Origin of the sequence: Candidatus Phytoplasma ziziphi (genome assembly GCF_003640545.1) — a bacterium.
Lineage (GTDB): Bacteria > Bacillota_I > Bacilli_A > Acholeplasmatales > Acholeplasmataceae > Phytoplasma > Phytoplasma ziziphi.
Map to the genome: position 1 here is coordinate 421,548 of NZ_CP025121.1, position 19,835 is coordinate 441,382.

Annotated in this window: 12 protein-coding genes, 13 tRNA genes and 3 rRNA genes; 27 read left to right on the forward strand and 1 reads right to left on the reverse strand. The window is 30.0% G+C overall.

Translation table 11 applies throughout. The features are described 5' to 3' along the window. Positions 1 to 229 precede the first annotated feature (229 nt). The 20 genes from CWO85_RS02150 (at position 230) to smpB (ending at position 10,877) form a co-directional block, all read left to right on the forward strand. Positions 230 to 1,372 carry a hypothetical protein gene (locus CWO85_RS02150; RefSeq protein ID WP_121464023.1) on the forward strand — a complete coding sequence of 381 codons (1,143 nt, stop codon included), beginning with the start codon at positions 230 to 232 and terminating at the stop codon, positions 1,370 to 1,372. Between the two features lie 723 nt (positions 1,373 to 2,095). Then, positions 2,096 to 2,179 (forward strand) — tRNA-Tyr (locus CWO85_RS02155). A gap of 123 nt (positions 2,180 to 2,302) precedes the next feature. Beyond that, a 16S ribosomal RNA gene (locus tag CWO85_RS02160) occupies positions 2,303 to 3,835 on the forward strand. Positions 3,836 to 3,944: 109 nt separating this feature from the next. Continuing rightward, positions 3,945 to 4,021: transfer RNA gene (locus CWO85_RS02165), tRNA-Ile, on the forward strand. A gap of 79 nt (positions 4,022 to 4,100) precedes the next feature. Further along, positions 4,101 to 6,962, forward strand: a 23S ribosomal RNA gene (locus CWO85_RS02170). Positions 6,963 to 7,005: 43 nt separating this feature from the next. Then, positions 7,006 to 7,120 (forward strand): 5S ribosomal RNA (gene rrf, locus CWO85_RS02175). Together the 16S, 23S and 5S rRNA genes with 13 tRNA genes alongside form the textbook arrangement of a ribosomal RNA operon. An 8-nt stretch (positions 7,121 to 7,128) precedes the next feature. Further along, positions 7,129 to 7,204 (forward strand) — tRNA-Val (locus tag CWO85_RS02180). Between the two features lie 15 nt (positions 7,205 to 7,219). Next, a tRNA-Thr gene (locus CWO85_RS02185) sits at positions 7,220 to 7,295 on the forward strand. A gap of 5 nt (positions 7,296 to 7,300) precedes the next feature. After that, positions 7,301 to 7,376, forward strand: a tRNA-Lys gene (locus CWO85_RS02190). Between the two features lie 40 nt (positions 7,377 to 7,416). Then, positions 7,417 to 7,502: transfer RNA gene (locus CWO85_RS02195), tRNA-Leu, on the forward strand. Positions 7,503 to 7,511: 9 nt separating this feature from the next. Then, positions 7,512 to 7,587, forward strand: a tRNA-Ala gene (locus CWO85_RS02200). 75 nt (positions 7,588 to 7,662) lie between these two features. Continuing rightward, positions 7,663 to 7,739, forward strand: a tRNA-Met gene (locus CWO85_RS02205). A 3-nt stretch (positions 7,740 to 7,742) separates the two neighbouring features. Then, positions 7,743 to 7,820 (forward strand) — tRNA-Ile (locus tag CWO85_RS02210). A gap of 18 nt (positions 7,821 to 7,838) precedes the next feature. Then, positions 7,839 to 7,927, forward strand: a tRNA-Ser gene (locus CWO85_RS02215). 48 nt (positions 7,928 to 7,975) lie between these two features. Further along, positions 7,976 to 8,052, forward strand: a tRNA-Met gene (locus CWO85_RS02220). Between the two features lie 16 nt (positions 8,053 to 8,068). After that, positions 8,069 to 8,144, forward strand: a tRNA-Asp gene (locus tag CWO85_RS02225). Positions 8,145 to 8,151: 7 nt separating this feature from the next. After that, positions 8,152 to 8,227, forward strand: a tRNA-Phe gene (locus CWO85_RS02230). 138 nt (positions 8,228 to 8,365) lie between these two features. Beyond that, positions 8,366 to 9,700, forward strand: a complete 1,335-nt coding sequence (locus CWO85_RS02235) for a hypothetical protein (RefSeq protein WP_121464024.1) — start codon at positions 8,366 to 8,368, stop codon at positions 9,698 to 9,700. 94 nt (positions 9,701 to 9,794) lie between these two features. Next, complete coding sequence (locus tag CWO85_RS02240; protein WP_121464025.1) at positions 9,795 to 10,322, forward strand: inorganic diphosphatase; 528 nt, start codon at positions 9,795 to 9,797, stop codon at positions 10,320 to 10,322. A gap of 108 nt (positions 10,323 to 10,430) precedes the next feature. Further along, the gene (gene smpB, locus CWO85_RS02245; protein ID WP_121464026.1) at positions 10,431 to 10,877 is read left to right on the forward strand and encodes an SsrA-binding protein SmpB; all 447 of its coding nucleotides are present in this window, start codon (positions 10,431 to 10,433) and stop codon (positions 10,875 to 10,877) included. 62 nt (positions 10,878 to 10,939) lie between these two features. Here the strand turns inward: smpB and CWO85_RS02250 are convergent, their stop codons facing one another. Beyond that, positions 10,940 to 11,155 (reverse strand): hypothetical protein, encoded by a 216-nt coding sequence (locus CWO85_RS02250; RefSeq protein ID WP_121464027.1) that lies wholly within the window; start codon positions 11,153 to 11,155, stop codon positions 10,940 to 10,942. 389 nt (positions 11,156 to 11,544) lie between these two features. Here CWO85_RS02250 and eno point away from each other — a divergent pair, with 389 nt between their 5' ends. From eno to CWO85_RS02285, 7 genes are all read left to right on the forward strand, one after another. After that, positions 11,545 to 12,837: a phosphopyruvate hydratase gene (eno, locus tag CWO85_RS02255; protein ID WP_121464028.1), complete on the forward strand. Its 1,293-nt coding sequence runs from the start codon at positions 11,545 to 11,547 to the stop codon at positions 12,835 to 12,837. A 35-nt stretch (positions 12,838 to 12,872) separates the two neighbouring features. Continuing rightward, on the forward strand, positions 12,873 to 14,399 hold the full coding sequence (gpmI, locus tag CWO85_RS02260; protein ID WP_121464029.1) for a 2,3-bisphosphoglycerate-independent phosphoglycerate mutase: 1,527 nt from the start codon (positions 12,873 to 12,875) through the stop codon (positions 14,397 to 14,399). Between the two features lie 163 nt (positions 14,400 to 14,562). Next, complete coding sequence (locus tag CWO85_RS02265) at positions 14,563 to 15,534, forward strand: ATP-dependent 6-phosphofructokinase (protein WP_121464030.1); 972 nt, start codon at positions 14,563 to 14,565, stop codon at positions 15,532 to 15,534. 130 nt (positions 15,535 to 15,664) lie between these two features. Beyond that, the gene (locus CWO85_RS02270; protein WP_121464031.1) at positions 15,665 to 16,873 is read left to right on the forward strand and encodes a phosphoglycerate kinase; all 1,209 of its coding nucleotides are present in this window, start codon (positions 15,665 to 15,667) and stop codon (positions 16,871 to 16,873) included. Between the two features lie 21 nt (positions 16,874 to 16,894). Beyond that, positions 16,895 to 17,902 carry a type I glyceraldehyde-3-phosphate dehydrogenase gene (gene gap / locus CWO85_RS02275; protein ID WP_121464032.1) on the forward strand — a complete coding sequence of 336 codons (1,008 nt, stop codon included), beginning with the start codon at positions 16,895 to 16,897 and terminating at the stop codon, positions 17,900 to 17,902. An 86-nt stretch (positions 17,903 to 17,988) separates the two neighbouring features. Next, a complete protein-coding gene (gene fba / locus CWO85_RS02280) occupies positions 17,989 to 18,855 on the forward strand; it encodes a class II fructose-1,6-bisphosphate aldolase (protein WP_121464033.1) in 867 nt (288 codons plus the stop codon). A gap of 37 nt (positions 18,856 to 18,892) precedes the next feature. Next, positions 18,893 to 19,693: an HAD-IIB family hydrolase gene (locus CWO85_RS02285; protein WP_121464034.1), complete on the forward strand. Its 801-nt coding sequence runs from the start codon at positions 18,893 to 18,895 to the stop codon at positions 19,691 to 19,693. Positions 19,694 to 19,835 lie beyond the last annotated feature (142 nt).

Below are 19,835 nucleotides of genomic sequence, written 5' to 3' on the forward strand. Positions count from 1 at the left end.
ATAAAAATTTGATTTTTAAAATTACTTTTTAAAACTTAAAATTAAGTTGGCGATTTAATATTTTTTTAAACTAAGACAATATTTAATATTTTTTGAAGAATTCATAAATTATTCAATTTTTTTTGTTTTTTTTTATTGTAAAATTAATATGTAGAAGTAATTTTGTAGAAATTATTCTCACAATTTTAAAAATATATTTAAAACATATTGAATTAGATAGGAAAACAAAATGATAGAAAAACAAATGAATAGAAAAATTCATATTCAAAGTTTTATATCTTTAATTTTTGTTTTTATGTTTTTATTTTTAAATGTTTTTTATTTAATAAAAATTGAAGCTGTTAATACGCCATTAAGTAATGATTTATCCCAAAAAAATTTAGGTGAAATTATATCTCAAGGCTCAACAGTTACTCAAGAAGAAATTATAAGTAAAATTAAAGAAAAAAATCAATCTTTAGTAAGTAAAGATTTAAAAGTCTCTGAGATAACTACGACTAAAGCTAAAGTTAAATCTGATGATTTTACAGGCGAAGTAGATGTTATTTTTACTGTTAAACAAAAGGAATCACCAAAAGTTGAATTATCTACTGTTGTAAGAACAAAAAATTTAGGTGAAATTATATCTCAAGGCTCAACAGTTACTCAAGAAGAAATTATAAGTAAAATTAAAGAAAAAAATCAATCTTTAGTAAGTAAAGATTTAAAAGTCTCTGAGATAACTACGACTAAAGCTAAAGTTAAATCTGATGATTTTACAGGCGAAGTAGATGTTATTTTTACTGTTAAACAAAAGGAATCACCAAAAGTTGAATTATCTACTGTTGTAAGAATAAAAAATTTAGGCGAAATTATATCTCAAGGGTCAACGGTTACTAATGATGAAATTATAAAACAAGTTAAAGACAAAAATACTGATTTAAAAGAAAAAGATGTTCAAGTAGCATCAATAACAGAAAATAAAAAAGCTAAAGTTAAATCTAATGATTATAAAAGCGAAGTAGATGTTATTTTTACTGTTAAACAAAAGGAATCACCAAAAGTTGAATTATCTACTGTTGTAAAAACAACAAATTTAGATACAATTGAAACTAAAGATACAAAAGTTACTAATGATGAAATTATAAAACAAGTTAAAGACAAAAATATTGATTTAAAAGAAAAAGATGTTCAAGTAGTATCAATAACAGAAAATAAAACAGCTAAAATAAAATCTACTGATTTTACAGGCGAAGTAGAAGTTGAGTTTGCTGTTAAGAAGAAAAGTTTTTTTAGCTTATTTATGATAGCCATTATTTTAAGTATAGGTGTAGCAGCTTTTGCTTTATTAGGTTATTATTTTTATGAAAAAAACAATAAAAAAATAGATTAAAATTTATTTTGAGTATATTTTAGATCGAATAATTAATTTTTTAATTATTCGATTTTTTTATATAAATAATTTTGAGTTTTTTATTGATTTATTTGTTAAATTGAAATATAATATTAATTGTGTTTTTGAGAATTAAATAAAATTGTCGAAATTTAATTTTTTAATTATTCGATTTTTTTATATAAATAATTTTGAGTTTTTTATTGATTTATTTTTTAAATTGAAATATAATATTAATTGTGTTTTTAAGAATTAAATAAAATTATCGAAATTTAATTTTTTATATTCAAATTAAAGTTTTGGGTTAAGAATTTTTAATATATTAATCATTTTTTGTATATGTAAAGTTCGAAAATAATTTATTTTTAGTTATAATAAAAAAAATTTAATTAAAAATATTTTTTTACAATAAAATAAAATATTTTTTGTATAATAATAAAGTTAAATTAATTTTATAAAAAAAATAAATTCTATAATTTATTCTTAATAAATATTTAATTGTTATTAAATTTATAAGTTAAAGATATATAAGAAAGTCATATATTTTTAATTATAAATTTTTGATTTTTTTAAAAAAAGTAAAACATTTTTAATTATAATTTAGTATAATTATAAATGTTGTTAAAAATTTATTTTAATTTATTTATTTGTTATACATTGTATTAAAATTGTTTGAGTTTTTTTGAGATAAAAAAATTATTTTTTGGATTTATTTTATAAATCGGAGGGGTAGCGAAGTGGCTAAACGCATCAGTCTGTAAAACTGCTCCGTAAGGTACGATGGTTCGAATCCATCCCCCTTCACCATTTGAATATTTTTTTATCTTATTTATTTAAAAACTTTTGTTTTTGAAAACTGAAGATGATATTTTAATATTAATTTTTAATTAATAAAACAAGATTTTTGTTATTAAAATATCAAAAATTTTATAAACCAAGAGTTTGATCCTGGCTCAGGATGAACGCTGGCGGCGCGCCTAATACATGCAAGTCGAACGGAGACCCCTCAAAAGGTCTTAGTGGCGAACGGGTGAGTAACACGTAAGTAACCTACCTTTAAGACGAGGATAACAATCGGAAACGGTTGCTAAGACTGGATAGGAAATAAAAAGGCATCTTTTTGTTTTTAAAAGACCTTCTTCGGAGGGTATGCTTAAAGAGGGGCTTGCGCCACATTAGTTAGTTGGTGAGGTAAAGGCTTACCAAGATTATGATGTGTAGCTGGACTGAGAGGTTGAACAGCCACATTGGGACTGAGACACGGCCCAAACTCCTACGGGAGGCAGCAGTAGGGAATTTTCGGCAATGGAGGAAACTCTGACCGAGCGACGCCGCGTGAACGATGAAGTATTTCGGTATGTAAAGTTCTTTTATTGAAGAAGAAAAAATAGTGGAAAAACTATCTTGACGTTATTCAATGAATAAGCCCCGGCTAACTATGTGCCAGCAGCCGCGGTAAGACATAGGGGGCGAGCGTTATCCGGAATTATTGGGCGTAAAGGGTGCGTAGGCGGTTAGATAAGTCTATAATTTAATTTCAGTGCTTAACGCTGTCTTGTTATAGAAACTGTCTTGACTAGAGTGAGATAGAGGCAAGCGGAATTCCATGTGTAGCGGTAAAATGTGTAAATATATGGAGGAACACCAGAAGCGTAGGCGGCTTGCTGGGTCTTTACTGACGCTGAGGCACGAAAGCGTGGGGAGCAAACAGGATTAGATACCCTGGTAGTCCACGCTGTAAACGATGAGTACTAAGTGTCGGGGCAACTCGGTACTGAAGTTAACACATTAAGTACTCCGCCTGAGTAGTACGTACGCAAGTATGAAACTTAAAGGAATTGACGGGACTCCGCACAAGCGGTGGATCATGTTGTTTAATTCGAAGATACACGAAAAACCTTACCAGGTCTTGACATACTCTGCGAAGCTATAGAAATATAGTGGAGGTTATCAGGGATACAGGTGGTGCATGGTTGTCGTCAGTTCGTGTCGTGAGATGTTAGGTTAAGTCCTAAAACGAACGCAACCCCTGTCGTTAGTTACCAGCACGTAATGGTGGGGACTTTAGCGAGACTGCCAATTAAACATTGGAGGAAGGTGGGGATAACGTCAAATCATCATGCCCCTTATGATCTGGGCTACAAACGTGATACAATGGCTGTTACAAAGAGTAGCTGAAACGCGAGTTTTTAGCCAATCTCAAAAAGACAGTCTTAGTCCGGATTGAAGTCTGCAACTCGACTTCATGAAGCTGGAATCGCTAGTAATCGCGAATCAGCATGTCGCGGTGAATACGTTCTCGGGGTTTGTACACACCGCCCGTCAAACCACGAAAGTTAGCAATACCCGAAAGCAGTGGCTTAACTTCGCAAGAAGAGGGAGCTGTCTAAGGTAGGGTTGATGATTGGGGTTAAGTCGTAACAAGGTATCCTTACCGGAAGGTGAGGATGGATCACCTCCTTTCTAAGGACATACATATAAAAATCATCATCTTCAGTTTTGAAAGACTTAGGTTAAAATATAAGTTTTTCTTTTTACAAAAAAAAGTGTTTCTCTTATATAAAAGACCAAAGGGCCTATAGCTCAGTTGGTTAGAGCACACGCCTGATAAGCGTGAGGTCGGTGGTTCGAGTCCACTTAGGCCCACCAATTTTATATCAGGAAATTATTTACTTCGAAGAAAGTTCTTTGAAAAGTAGATAAACATGATTTGCTTAATTCAATTAAAGTTGAAGAAAGTAAGGGCGTACAGTGAATGCCTTGGCACTAAGAGCCGATGAAGGACGCAATTAACGGCGATACATCATGGGGAGTTGTAAATAAATGAAGATCCATGAATTTCCGAATGGGGCAACCTACTACAGTAAAATTGTAGTTTTTTGATTGTAAAATCAAAAAGGGAACGCAGTGAACTGAAATATCTAAGTAACTGCAGGAAAAGAAAGTAATAACGATTCCGCTAGTAGTGACGAACGAACGCGGAAGAGCCTTGGATACTATTAACTAGTTACAAAATAAAAAGCAACTTGAAGTTTCTGGAAAGAAACACCAAAGAAGGTGACAGTCCTGTAAGGGAAAACTTTTTATCTAGAGTATCCTACAAGTACGGCGAGACACGAGAAATCTTGTTGGAAGACAGGAGGACCATCTCCTAAGGCTAAATACTTCTTAGTGACCGATAGTGAACTAGTACCGTGAGGGAAAGGTGAAAAGAACCCCGAGAGGGGAGTGAAATAGATCCTGAAACTGTATGCCTACAATTAGTCAGAGCTCGTTAATGAGTGATGGCTTGCCTTTTGCAGAATGAACCGGCGAGTTATGATATAGAGCAAGGTTAAGTTTTAAGGAACGGAGCCGTAGCGAAAGCGAGTTTTAAAAGGGCGTTTAGTTGTATGTCATAGACCCGAAACTGAAGTGAGCTAGCCATGAGCAGGTTGAAGTTTAGTTAATCCTAAATGGAGGACCGAACCAGGACACGTTGAAAAGTGTTTGGATGACTTGTGGCTAGGGGTGAAATTCCAATCGAACTCAGAGATAGCTGGTTCTCCCCGAAATAGCTTTAGGGCTAGCGTTGATTAACAGTTTTTATGAAGGTAGAGCACTAAATAAGTGATGGCTTCACCTCGAAGTACTGATCTTAATTAAACTCCGAATTTCATAAAAAACAATCAGCAGTCAGACTGTGGGTGATAAGGTCCATAGTCAAAAGGGAAAGAGCCCAGACCGTCAGCTAAGGTCCCAAAATTAATGTTAAGTGGAAAAGGAAGTGAAGACGTTAAAACAGCTAGGAAGTTGGCTTAGAAGCAGCCATCTTTTAAAGAGTGCGTAATAGCTCACTAGTCTAATGACTTCGCACCGAAAATTTATCGGGGCTCAAACATTATACCGAAGCTACGGATATTAACGTAATGTTAAATATGGTAGGGGAAGCGTTCTGATATCAGTGAAGCCATAGCGGAAGCAGTGGTGGAGAGATCAGAAGTGAGAATGCCGGTGTAAGTAACGAAAAGATAGGCGAGAATCCTATCCGTCGAAAACCCAAGGTTTCCAGGGGAAGGTTCGTCCGCCCTGGGTTAGTCAGGTCCTAAGGCGAGGTAGAAATACGTAGTCGATGGCAAGCAGGCGAATATTCCTGCACTAAAAAAACAACTGATGGAGGGACAAAGAAGGCTAGGCATGCCCTTTATATGGATTAGGGTTGAAGGATCAAGTTTGAGAGAACAGGTAAATCCGTTTTCTTATTCCAAAAAATGAGATTCGAAGGTAAGATGACCGATGTCATACTTTCAAGAAAAGCTTCTAGGGTTAATTGTTTTTTTACCTGTACCGCAAACCGACACAGGTGGGTAGGTAGAGTATACTAAGACGCGCGAGAAAACTCTTGTTAAGGAACTCGGCAAAATTGCTCCGTAACTTCGGGATAAGGAGAGCTTTTGTGTAAAAAGCAAAAGCCACAGAAAAGAAGCCCAAGCGACTGTTTATCAAAAACATAGGTCTCTGCTAAACCGTGAGGTGATGTATAGGGGCTGATGCCTGCCCGGTGCTGGAAGATTAAAAGGAGATGTCAGGGTTAAACCGAAGCATTGAATTGAAGTCCCAGTGAACGGCGGCCGTAACTATAACGGTCCTAAGGTAGCGAAATTCCTTGTCGGGTAAATTCCGACCCGCACGAAAGGCATAACGATTTGGGCGCTGTCTCAACAAGAGTCTCGGTGAAATCAAATTATCGGTGAAAATGCCGATTACCCGCGACAGGACGAAAAGACCCCATGGAGCTTTACTGTAGCTTAATATTGAGTTTGAGAAATTAATGTACAGAATAGGTGGGAGACGGAGAACTTTAGACGCCAGTTTAAAGGGAGTCACCTTTGGGATACCACCCTTTAATTTTTTATGTTCTAACCTGCGTAAGTGTATTACGAGGGACAGTGTTTGGTGGGCAGTTTGACTGGGGCGGTCGCCTCCTAAAGAGTAACGGAGGCGTTCATAAGGTTCCTTCAGAATGGTCAGAAATCATTTAGAGAGCGTAAAGGCATAAGGGAGCTTGACTGCGAGACCTACAAGTCGAGCAGAGACGAAAGTCGGACTTAGTGATCTTACGATACCGCATGGAAGGGTCGTAACTCAACGGATAAAAGCTACCCTGGGGATAACAGGCTTATCGCTTCCGAGCGTTCACAGCGACGAAGCGGTTTGGCACCTCGATGTCGGCTCATCGCATCCTGGAGCTGGAGAAGGTTCCAAGGGTTGGGCTGTTCGCCCATTAAAGCGGAACGCGAGCTGGGTTCAGAACGTCGTGAGACAGTTCGGTCTCTATCCGTCGTGGGCGTTGGAAATTTGAAAAGAGCTGTCCCTAGTATGAGAAGACCGGGATGGATATACCGCTGGTGTTTCAGTTGGTTCGCCAGAGCCATAGCTGAGTAGCTATGTATAGAAAGGATAAACACTGAAAGCATCTAAGTGTGAAGCCTCCTTTGAGATGAGATTTCCCTATGAGATCCCTGAAAGACTATCAGGTAGATAGGCTAGAGGTGTAAGAAGAGTGATCTTTTAAGCTGACTAGTACTAATAGATCCATTGACTTTGATTTTATGAAGAATTAAAAAGGTTATGTTTATCTAGTTTTGAAAGATCCTTGGTAATTAATGAAAGGGGAAACACCTGTTCCCATTCCGAATACAGCAGTTAAGTCCTTTCAACCTGAAGATAGTTTTTGATTACAAAAGCGAAAATAAGATTCGCCAAGGTTTACTTTAAGAGGATTAGCTCAGTTGGGAGAGCGTCTGCCTTACAAGCAGAAAGTCGGGGGTTCAAGTCCCTCATCCTCTACCATTTTATTTATAAAAGGCCAAAATAGCTCAATAGGTAGAGCAACTGACTTGTAATCAGTAGGTTACGGGTTCGATTCCTGTTTTTGGCACCACTAATGTCCCGTTAGCTCAGTTGGTAGAGCACTTGACTTTTAATCAAGGTGTCAAAGGTTCGAGTCCTTTACGGGACACCATTTTGTTATTATTTTAATAATAAAAAAAATATGTTTAAAAGCCTGGATGGTGGAATTGGTAGACACGTGGGACTTAAAATCCCATGGTTAAAAGCCGTGCCGGTTCAAGTCCGGCTCTAGGTACCATTTTATATAGGGGTTTTAGCTCAGTTGGTAGAGCACCTGTCTTGCACACAGGATGTCAGCGGTTCGAATCCGCTAAACTCCACCATTTAAAATAGTAATAAAATGTTATAATATAAATAAAATAATAAATACAAAAAATAAAATTAAATCAATAAATTATGGCGGTGTAGCTCAGCCGGTTAGAGCGTTCGGTTCATACCCGTGAGGTCGAGGGTTCGAATCCCTCTGTCGCCACCAAATGGACCTGTAGCTCAGCTGGTCTAGAGCTACCGGCTCATAACCGGTTGGTCGTAGGTTCGAATCCTACCAGGTCCACCATTATTTTAAAAAAATTTCGGAGAAATACCCAAGTGGTTTAAGGGGCCAGTCTTGAAAACTGGAAGATCTGAAAGGATGCGGGGGTTCGAATCCCTCTTTCTCCGCCAAAATTTGTTAAAATTATTTTTATTTTTTTTGTATTAATTTATTATGATCGCGGGATAGAGCAGTTTGGTAGCTCGTCGGGCTCATAATCCGAAGGTCGAAGGTTCAAATCCTTCTCCCGCAACCAATTAAAATTAAAAAAAGGTTTGATGGTGTAGTGGTTAACATGCTTGCCTGTCACGCAGGAGATCGCGGGTTCGAATCCCGTTCAGACCGCCATTTATAAGGCTCTGTAGCTCAGTCGGTAGAGCAGTGGCTTGAAGAGCCTCGTGTCGGCAGTTCGATTCTGCCCGGAGCCACCATTTAGATATAAATTTTTAATTACGCAAAGTTAATTTTTTTTAAAAAAAATTTTTAATATTTTATTATTTTAATTTTTTAATTAATTTATTATTATTTTATTTTTAAAAAATAATATTTATTTAGAAAGAAATAAGCAATTGAAAAGAATTAAATTTTTTTTAAAAAAAATTAATTTTATTTTTTTATTTATATTTTTGTTTTTATTAAGAGTTAGTTTAATCAATCTTAAAGCTATTAATAATGATGAAGAATCGAAAAAATATTATAACGAATTTGTAGAATCCACAAAAATCAGTGATGTCGTTGAGATTCAAGACAAAAAATACAATTTATCTACTAAACCAAAACTTAAAGTAGATAGTTTATTTTTTAAAGTAATAGAGCAAAATAAAAAAATATCTTTTGATTCTTTAAGACAATCAAATATATCTTTTGATGTTGAAAATGAAAAAATAGAAATTAATGATTTATTACAAAATAAATATAAAAAAGATTTACAGAAAAAACATGTTATTTTAGGATGGAAATATGATTTAGGGTCTTTTTTGTCTAAAAAAATAAGATTATTTTATGGAATTGATAATGTTCGTACTGTTTCGTGTTCTTCATTTCAAGAATGTTTAAATTTTAAACAGTTTATTTTTGGTTTATTGTATCATAATATTCCTAAAATAGATTTTTTATTTAATTTTTTAGATATTTCAGGTTTTAAAGAAGAATTTATTGATAATAAATATGATAAAATAGGTTTAGAAACTGTTTGTTTTTATTCTTTATTAACGAAAGATCCTTCGTTAGGATATTTTTATTTTAAAGATAAAGATATAAAAGATATTCATTCTGTTGATATTTCTTTTTGTAATTGCAAAATTTCCGGTTATTCTTTGATAGATTTGATTTTTGAAATAATTAATCTAAAAAATGAAGATTTGATTATTTTTAAACAACATTTGAATTCTTATATTGAACATTTAAGTAAAATGGATGAAGAAACAATATCAAAAAAAGAGATTGATGTTTTGCATGAAGAATTTTTAGAAAATATAATTGATATTGATGATATGGATATATTAGATAAAAAATTTCTTTTACATTTAATAAAAAAAATAAGTTCTATTTTTGTTCCTAAAATTTTTTCTCTTCATTGTTCTGTAGATCATAAAAATACAAAACCTTTAAAAGAAATGAATTTTGAATTATCTTTATTAAAAGAACATCAAACGATAGGTTTTTTGTTGAAGATAGAACAAAATGAAAATAATATATTTTATCTTTGTTTTTATGAAATTTTTAAAGACGAAAAGCAAAATGAAGAAAATTTACGATTGATAGATAAAATTTTCGTTTTAGATTCAAATACTAAAGAAAATTTATTTTTTAATCATTTAACTATTAATATTAAACAAAATAAAAAAATTTTTTTAAAAAAAATTAATTTGTTTGGATTCGATTCTGTTCATTTATTTTCCTAAAAATATATAATGTGTTATTTTACATAAAATATATATAATATACAAAGAGTTGTTTTTATTTTAAAAAATAAAAAATAAAGGTATAATTTAATATATGAATTTTTTACAAAATGTTAGTTCCGATAGAGTTACCGAAAATGATTTTCTTGTTTTGATTGAAATTTCTAAAGGTAGTAAAAAAAAATATGAGATAGATAAAGAAACAGGTTTTTTAAAATTAGATCGTATTTTAAATACTTCTTTTGTTTATCCTGCTAATTATGGTTTTATTCCTTTAACTCATTGTGAAGATAATGATCCTTTAGATGTTTTTGTTTTATCACAAGAAACATTGGAGTCTATGGTTATTGTTCAATGTAGGCCTATTGGAGTTATTAAAATGATTGATAATGGCGAATTAGATAATAAAATAATCGCTGTTCCTATTCATGATCGTTCTATGGAAGTATATCAAAATATTAAAGATGTTCCGGTTCCTCTTTTGTCAGAAATAAAACATTTTTTATCTCATTATAAAGATTTAGAAAAGAAAACAGTTGTTATAGAAGATATAGAAGATAAATTTAAAGCATTTACTGTTATCACAAATGCTTTAGATAAATATAGAAAATTAAAAAAATAATTTAAATTTTTTTGTTAATTTGTTTACGAATATTAAAAAGATTCGAAATCATTTATGTATTTTTAATAAATGATTTCGGAAAATAAAAAAACAAAGTGATCGAAAATAATGATAAAAATAATTTTGAATAATAAAAAAGCTTTTTATGATTATTTTTTAGACAAAAAATATATTGCCGGAATTCAATTATTAGGCAACGAAGTAAAATCTATAAGATTAAAGAAAGTTAATTTACAAAATGCTTATATAAAAATTGAAAATAACGAAATTTTTGTTTTCAATATGTTTGTGGAAAAATATGAATTTTGTAATAAATTCGATTACGACGATAAAAGAAAAAAAAAACTTTTGCTGAACAAAAGAGAAATTTTGCAAATCAAAAACAAAACACAAGCTAAAGGATTAAGCATCATTCCTACTAAAATTATTTCTGATAGAAATTTATTAAAATTAGAGATTTATTTAGCTCGTGGAAAGAAAAAATATGACAAGAGATTAATCTTGAAAAAGAAAGACGATGATTCAAAAATTAAAAAAACTTTATCTTATATATAATAATGTATAATTTTTTATATGTATTTTATTAAATGTTATGCTTTCGATTTAATAAGAAAATATTATTTTTTAGACTTTAACCATTCATTTATCTTTTCTGTTATTTTGTTTATGCAATCGAACCATTTCTTAAAAATTTGATATTTTAAAGTGTCTTTGTTAGCTAAATAAAATTTTTCTTTCAATATTTCTTCTGATGCGAAATTGTATAAAATAGCTCCCAAAAAAGCTCCTAAAATAACGCCTATCAAAAAAATTAATAATTTATTTATGAACATATTTTTTTATTATATAAACCTCTTAGATATTTTTATTTTATTTATTTAAAAAAATTATTGATATAAAGATATCTAAAAAATATTTTTTTGTCAATAATTTTTATATTTTTAAATCATAATAATTTTAACATATTTATTGTTTGACAAAAATATTTTAATGAAATTTAAACCAAAAAAATAATATTTTAGGATAATTTAAAATCCTAATAATTAATATAAATTAATTATTTTTTTATATATTATATGTTTCGAGATAAATATGGATAGGTTTATAAAACATATTTTTATATAAAAAAATATTATAATAATTATGTATTATTTTATTAATGATGACATTTTTTGTTGTGGTGATTTATATTCTATATTAAATAAAAAAAAGGAGTTTTAAAATGCCATATATTGATAAAATTTTAGCTCGTGAAGTTTTAGATTCTAGAGGGAATCCTACATTAGAAGTTGAAGTATATACTTTAGCAGGTTTTTTTGGAAGAGCTATCGTTCCTTCAGGAGCTTCTACTGGGGCATATGAAGCAGTAGAATTAAGAGATAATGATTCTAAAAGATTTTTAGGCAAAGGCGTTTTGAAAGCAGTTGACAATGTTTCAAAGATTATCGAACCAAAATTAAAGAATGTTTCTGTTTTGGAACAAAATTTGATTGATAAAATGTTAATTGAACTCGATGGAACGCCTAATAAATCTAATTTAGGAGCTAATGCGATTTTAGGAGTTTCTTTAGCTTGCGCTAAAGCGGCAGCTAATTATTTAAATTTAGAATTTTATGAATATGTAGGTGGCGTTCAACCTAAACAATTACCTGTGCCTATGATGAATGTTATTAATGGTGGCGCACATGCATCTAATAATGTGGATTTTCAAGAATTTCTTATTTTGCCCACTAATTTTTCAACTTTTAAAGATGCTTTACGTTGTGGCGCTGAAATTTTCCATCATTTACACAAAATTTTGAAACAAAAAAATTTACCGACTACTGTAGGCGATGAAGGTGGATATGCTCCTGATTTGAATTCTAACGAAGAAGCTTTACAATTTATTATTGAAGCTATTAAAAATGCTGGTTATAAACCGGGAGAAGATGTTTTTTTAGGAATGGACGTTGCTGCTTCAGAATTTTATGATAAAGAACAAAAAAAATATGTTTTAGCTTCTGAGAATAACAAAACTTTCAGTAGCGAAGAATTAATTTCTTATTATGAAAAAATAGTAAATAAATATCCTATAATTTCTATTGAAGATGGATTAGATGAAAACGATTGGGACGGATGGAAAATTTTAACAAAAAGATTAGGTGACAAAATTCAATTGTTAGGAGACGATTTGTTTGTTACTAATGTTGAAAGATTATCTAAAGGTATCGAAAATAAAATAGGAAATGCTATTTTAATTAAATTAAATCAAATAGGTACTTTAACAGAAACTTTAGAAGCAATTGAGATGGCTAAAAAAGCTTCTTATACAGCTGTTATTTCGCATCGTAGTGGAGAGAGCGAAGATACTACTATAGCTGATTTAGCTGTCGCTACTAACGCAGGACAGATCAAAACAGGTTCTATTTCTAGAACTGATCGAATTGCTAAATATAATCAATTATTAAGAATCGAAGAAAAATTAAAAAATAGCCCTTATTTAGGATTAAAAAGTTTTTATAACTTAAAAAAATAATACTAAAAAGTAAATAAAATTAATGGGAGATTTTTTTGAATAAATTTGTAAGTTTAATTATTTTAGATGGTTTAGGGTTATCTTCTAAAAAAGAAAATAATGCTTTTTATTTAGCTAAAACTCCTTATTTAGATCATCTTTTCGCTAATTTTCCTAATACTACTTTAAAAGCTTCTGGTCAAGAAGTAGGATTACCCGAAGGTCAAATGGGTAATAGTGAAGTGGGCCATTTAAATTTAGGAGCTGGTAGAGTTATTGATCAATATTTGAATAAAATAAATAAATCTATTCGTAATAAATCTTTTTTTACTAACGAAGCGTTTTTAAAAGCGATAAAGCATGCTAAAACAAACAATAGCAAAATACATTTATTAGGATTAGTTTCTGATGGTGGAGTTCATTCACATTTAAGTCATTTTGAATCTTTATTAGATTTGATGATAGAGCATAAAATAGAAGATAGAACTTATTTGCATGTTTTTACAGACGGAAGAGACACTGATCCTTATTCAGGTTCGCAATATATTGAAAAAATTTTGAATTATGGTTGTCAAGTGGCTTCTGTAAGCGGTAGATATTTCGCTTTAGATCGTGATAATAATTGGGAACGTATTAATTTAGTTTATAATATGTTAGTCTCTGGAGAAGGTCCATTGATAAATTCTCCTTTAGAAGGTATCAAAAATTTTTATAAAAAAGAAATTACTGATGAGTTTATTCCGCCTTTTATTGTAGATAAAAAAGGTTTAATTGATGATAATGATAGTATTATTTTTGTAAATTTCCGTTCTGATCGCGTTATGCGTTTGGCGGTCGCTTTATCAAATCCTTTAATGACTTCGCATTTTAAGTCTGAAGGCAAAAGATGTTTTGAAGGAAAAAAACTACTTAAAAATCTTTGTGTAGTTTCTATGACTTATTATTCTCAACATGTCTCGGGAATAATCGCTTTTAAATCGGAAAGTTTAAAAAATGTTTATGGAGAAGTTATTTCTAATAATAAACTTCGTCAATTAAGAATTGCTGAAACCGAAAAATATCCTCATGTTACTTTCTTTTTTGACGGTGGTAAAGAACAAAAGTTTGAAAACGTTGATAATATTTTAGTCCCTTCTCCTAAAGTTCCAACTTATGATTTGAAACCAGAGATGAGCGCTTTCGAAGTTGCTGAAAAAGCCGAAAAAGCTATTTTATCTCGAAAATACCAAACTATGATTTTAAATTTTGCTAATCCAGACATGGTGGGGCATACTGGATCGCTTGAAGCAACCATTAAAGCAGTAGAAGCTGTTGATAAATGTTTAGAAAAGGTAGTTAAAGTTATTTTGGAAATTGGCGGAATTGCTTGTATTGTTGCCGATCATGGAAACGCAGAACAAATGAAAGATGAAAGAAATGAACCTCATACTGCTCATACAACTAATTTAGTTCCTTTTATTTTAGTTAATAGTAAATTTAATTTGAAATCAGGTTCTTTGTGCGATGTATCCCCTACTTTATTAGAATTGCTCGAAATCTCTCAACCAATAGAAATGACAGGAAAAAGTTTAATTTTATATTAATAAAATTTTTTCTTTATTAATTTATATTTTTAAAAATAATATATTAGTATATCAAAATAAGAGAATTAATACTTTTGATTTAAGAAAAAAATATAAAAAAATACAGAAAAAATTATTATTAAAATATTAATAACAAAATTTAATAAAAAAGGAATTATTATAAATGACACATAAAGAAGAAATAAATAAAATAGCAGTTTTAACTTCTGGCGGAGATTCTCCAGGAATGAATAGTGCTATTAGAGCTATTGTTTTAGCAGGAACTAAAAAAAATTGCACTATTTATGGCATTAAAGATGGTTATTTTGGTTTATATAATAATGAGATTGAAATTTTAACTCCTGATAATTTATCACGTATTATTAATGTTTCAGGAACTTTTTTAGGAACTTCACGTTTTCTTTCATTTAAAGATGATTTAAGTGTACGTCAAAAATGTGTACAAAATTTAAAAAAAATAGGGATTGATAAATTAATTATTATTGGCGGAGACGGTTCTTATAATGGGGCTACGAAATTAGAAGAATTAGGGATCAAATGTATAGGTCTTCCGGCTACTATCGATAATGATATTACTGATACAGATTTTACAATTGGTTTTAGTACTGCTGTTAATAATGTTATGGATGCTATTGAAAAATTACGAGATACTTCTTTATCACATAATAGATGTACTATTCTTCAGGTTATGGGAAGAAATAAAGGCGATTTAGCTTTATATGGCGGGATCGCCGCTGGTGTAGATTTGATTGTCACAAAAGAAAATTTTATACCTAAAAAAACGATTTTAGATAAAATCAAAAGTTTAAAAGAACAAAAAAGAAGACACGCTATTATTGTTATTACCGAAAATATTTTAAATGTTTTTGATTTAGCTAAAGACATCGAAAGTTATAGTGGTTTTGAGACGAGAGCTCAAGTTTTAGGTCATATACAAAGAGGCGGTACTCCTACTGTAGAAGATTGTGTTTTAGCTACAAGAATGGGTGTTTTTGCTGTTGAATTGTTGAATAAAAATATTCATAATTGTGCAATAGGTATAAAAAAACAAGAAATAATTCATACTAGTTTTGACAATGTGTTGAATAATAAAAGCACACCTGATAAACTTTTTAATATTATTGAATATTTATAATTAGTTTATAATGTTTTTAATTTTATAACAAAAAGAATGATACAAAATTAAATTATTTTATATTTCAAAAGATTTATAAAAAAATAATTTATAAATTATTAAAAAAATTATATTTTAAGGAAAATATGCAATGCAAAAAACACTTAATAAATTAGATATTTCGAATATCGCAAATAAGAAAATTTTATTAAGAGCAGATTTAAATGTTCCTTTAGAAAAAGGAGTCATTACTGATGATAGTAGAATTAAAGCCATTTTGCCCACCGTAGAATATCTTAAAAAAAATCAAGGTAAAATAGTTATCCTTTCTCATTTAGGAAGAGTCAAAACACAGGAAGATTTACACAAATTAAGTTTAAGAGTAGTAGCCGACAGATTATCTTTTTATTTAAATCAAAAAGTTGTTTTTGTCCCTAGAACAAAAGGAGAGTTATTAGAAAGAGAAATTAATAATTTAGAATGTGGTTCTGTTTTATTAATGGAAAATACTCGTTTTGAAGATCTTGATAGCAAAAAAGAAAGTAAAAATGATGCTCAATTAGGTAAATATTGGGCTTCATTAGGTGATGTTTTTGTTAATGATGCTTTTGGAACTTGCCATCGTTCTCATGCTTCTAATGTTGGTATTTCTACTTATATTTCAGAGAAATGTTTTGGTTTTTTAGTTGAAAAAGAAATTAATTTTTTACATAAAATTGTTAATAAACCTCAAAGACCTTTAGTTGCTGTTTTAGGCGGCTCTAAAGTTTCTGATAAAATCAAAATTATTGAAAATCTTTTGAAAAAAGTAGATTTTCTTTTGATTGGCGGCGGAATGTCTTTCACTTGTTTGAAGTCTCAAAATTTGGAAATCGGAAAAAGTTTGTTAGAAGAAAATGAAATTCCTTTAGTTAAAAGATTATTAGCTTCAAAAGAAGGCAAAAAAATTATTTTGCCACAAGATTTTGTGTGTGGTTATAAATTTGATCCAGACACTCAAACTCTTATTTCTGATTTTAACAAAATCCCTTGTAATATGATGGGGTTAGATATCGGACCTAAAACTATTTCTTTGTTTCAACATTATATTATGTCTGCGAAAACAGTTGTATGGAATGGTCCTGTAGGAGTTTTTGAATTTGAAAAATTTTCACAAGGAACAAGATCGATAGCACAAATGATTAGCAAAATTAAAGATCAAGCTACTACAATTATTGGTGGCGGAGATAGCGCAGCTGCAATATCTAAATTTAAATTAGATAATAATTTTAGTCATATTTCTACTGGCGGAGGAGCTTTTTTGGAATATTTAGAAGAAAAAGAAATGCCAGGTTTAAAATGTATTGAGAAAGTTTGTTAATAATAAGAAGGTAAAAAAATTATGAAAAAAAGAATAGCGATTAATGGCTTAGGACGTATTGGAAAATTATCTTTTCGTTCTTTATTTGGAAATAGTAATATTGATATTGTAGCAATTAATGATTTGTCAACGCCAGAAACTTTAGCTTATTTATTAAAATATGATAGCGCACAAGGTAGTTATAAACAAGATGCTATTACTTTTGATGAAAATTCATTAATAGTAGAAGGTAAAAAAATTCATATTTTCCAAGAAAGAAATCCACAAGATTTGCCTTGGGGAAAATTAGGAATAGATATTGTTTTAGAATGTACCGGTTTTTTCACAAGCGAAGAAAAAGCTAAATTACATTTAAAAGCAGGAGCTAAAAAAGTTTTAATTAGTGCACCAGCTACTGGCAATGTTAAAACGATTGTTTTTAATGTTAATGATGATATTTTAACAAAAGAAGATGATATTATCAGTGGAGCTTCTTGTACAACTAATTGTTTAGCCCCAATTGTAAAAGTTTTAAATGATAATTTTGGTATTGATCAATCTTTTATGACTACTATTCACAGTTATACTAATGATCAATCTCTTATTGATCAAACACATTCGAAAGGCATTTGGACTAGAAGAGGAAGAGCTGCTTCTGTTAATATAGTTCCAAGTTCCACTGGAGCTGCAAAAGCGATTTCATTAGTTATTCCTGAATTAAAAGGTAAAATAGATGGAACAGCGATTAGAGTGCCGAGTGTAACAGGCTCTTTAGTGGATTTAACAGTTGAATTGAAAAAAGAAGTTACTGTAGAAATGATTAATGATGTTTTTAAAAAAAATGCCAATGAAACTTTAGCTTTTATTGAAGATCCGATTGTTTCATCTGATATTATCGGAACAAGTTTTGGTTCTTTATTTGATTCTAATACAGTTCAAATTTTAAAAGAAAGACCACGTTTTGTAAAATTAATTTCTTGGTATGATAATGAAATGAGTTATGTAAGTCAATTAACTCGTTTACTTTTGAAAATGGTTGAACTTGTTTAAATTAAATAGTATTGAAAATTTTGAAATTTTTTATTTTTTAAAAATAAATTTATAATTTTTGCTTGGTTCCCAAGAAAGGAAAAAAAATGTTAACTTCAGATAGAAACATTATTCAAAAGGCACATGAAAATAAATATGCAATAATACAGGTTAATATTAATAATTTAGAATGGATTAAAGCCGCTTTAGAAACTGTTGAAGAATTAAAATCTCCTGTTATTTTAGGAGTTTCAGAAGGAGCTGCTAAATATATGGGTGGTTTCGAAACAGTGGTCGCTTTAGTAAAAAATTTAGATTTTTTTTATAATATTTCTGTTCCTGTTATTTTACATTTAGATCACGGATCTTATGAAGGCGCACAAAAAGCTTTAGAAGCAGGTTTCACTTCAGTTATGTTTGACGGAAGCCATTATCCTTTTGAAGAGAATTTAAAGAAAACTAAAGAAATTGTTTCGCTTTGTCATAAAAAAGGTATTTTAGTTGAAGCTGAAGTAGGTGGTATCGGTGGAGAAGAAGACGGTATTATAGGCCAAGGTGAAATCGCTGATCCTTATGAATGTCAAAAAATCGCTGAATTAGGTGTTGATATGTTGGCCGCCGGAATCGGTAATGTGCATGGAAAATATCCTATGGATTGGAAAGGATTAGATTTTGGAGTTTTTGAACAAATTCGAAAATTAACTAATAATAAAACTCCTTTAGTGCTTCATGGAGGCACTGGTGTTCCTGAAGAAATGATTCGAAAAGCAATTTCTTTAGGAGTAGTTAAAATAAACGTTAATACTGAATTTCAATTGTCTTTTGCAGAAGCCACTAGAAAATATATCGAAGACAAAAAAGATTTAGTAAATAAAGGTTTTGACCCAAGACAATTATTAAAGCCAGGTTATTTAGCTATAAAAGCAGAACTTAGAAAGAAATTAGAACTTTTCGGAAGCATTAATAAAGCTTAATTTTATCCAAAATATAAAGGAGTTTACAGGGATTTTAATGAATTCTAATAAAAGAATGTTTTTTTTTGATATTGACAACACTATTTTAAGTTCTCGATCACAAACTATTTTGCCACAAACTTTAAAAACTATTAAAACTTTATCCGGACAATCTAATACTTTGTTAGGAATAGCTACAGGACGTAATATTAAAAGATTAAATGTTTTAAGCGAAATACAACATTGTTTTAAACATTTAGTTTTATTTAATGGTGGTTTGACACAAATTAATGATAAAGTCATTGATGATCGACCTTTTGATAAAAAAGAGGTTCAAAATTTAATTGATAAAGCTCATGCAGTAGGTATGAAAATCGGAATGACAGGACTTTACCAAGAAATTGTACCTAGTGAACAAGATTTAATTTCGCCTACTTTAGGTTACAAATATTGTACTAATAAAAATTCTGTTGTAGAACCTACATTTCATTTAAACAATAATGTTTATCAAATTTGGCTTTTTGAACCTAATAATGAAAAACTTGAAAAATTTATCAAAGATTTAGGACAATTTGAAATTTATTATTGGAGAACTCATTGTGGGGTAGATTTAGTCCGTAAAGGAGTTAATAAAATACATGGAATTAGAAAAATTAAAGCTTTATATCCGGAATATAAATTGATTTGTATGGGAGATGGCGAGAATGATGTTGATATGATTAAATATTCTGATATTGGCATTGGTATTGGATTATCGCATTCTCATAATGAAGGAGTTAAGAAACATGCTAAATTAATAGCTCCTGATATTGAAGAAGATAAACTTTATGATTTTTTTATAAAAAATAATTTATTTTAATTTAAATTAAAGATAATTATTTATATAAGTCAAATTTTTTATTTAAAAAATAAATAATTTGACTTATTTTTTTACTTAAATCAAAATAAAGTTTTTAACTATTATTATATTTTTATATAATATAAATATATTAGATATTTTG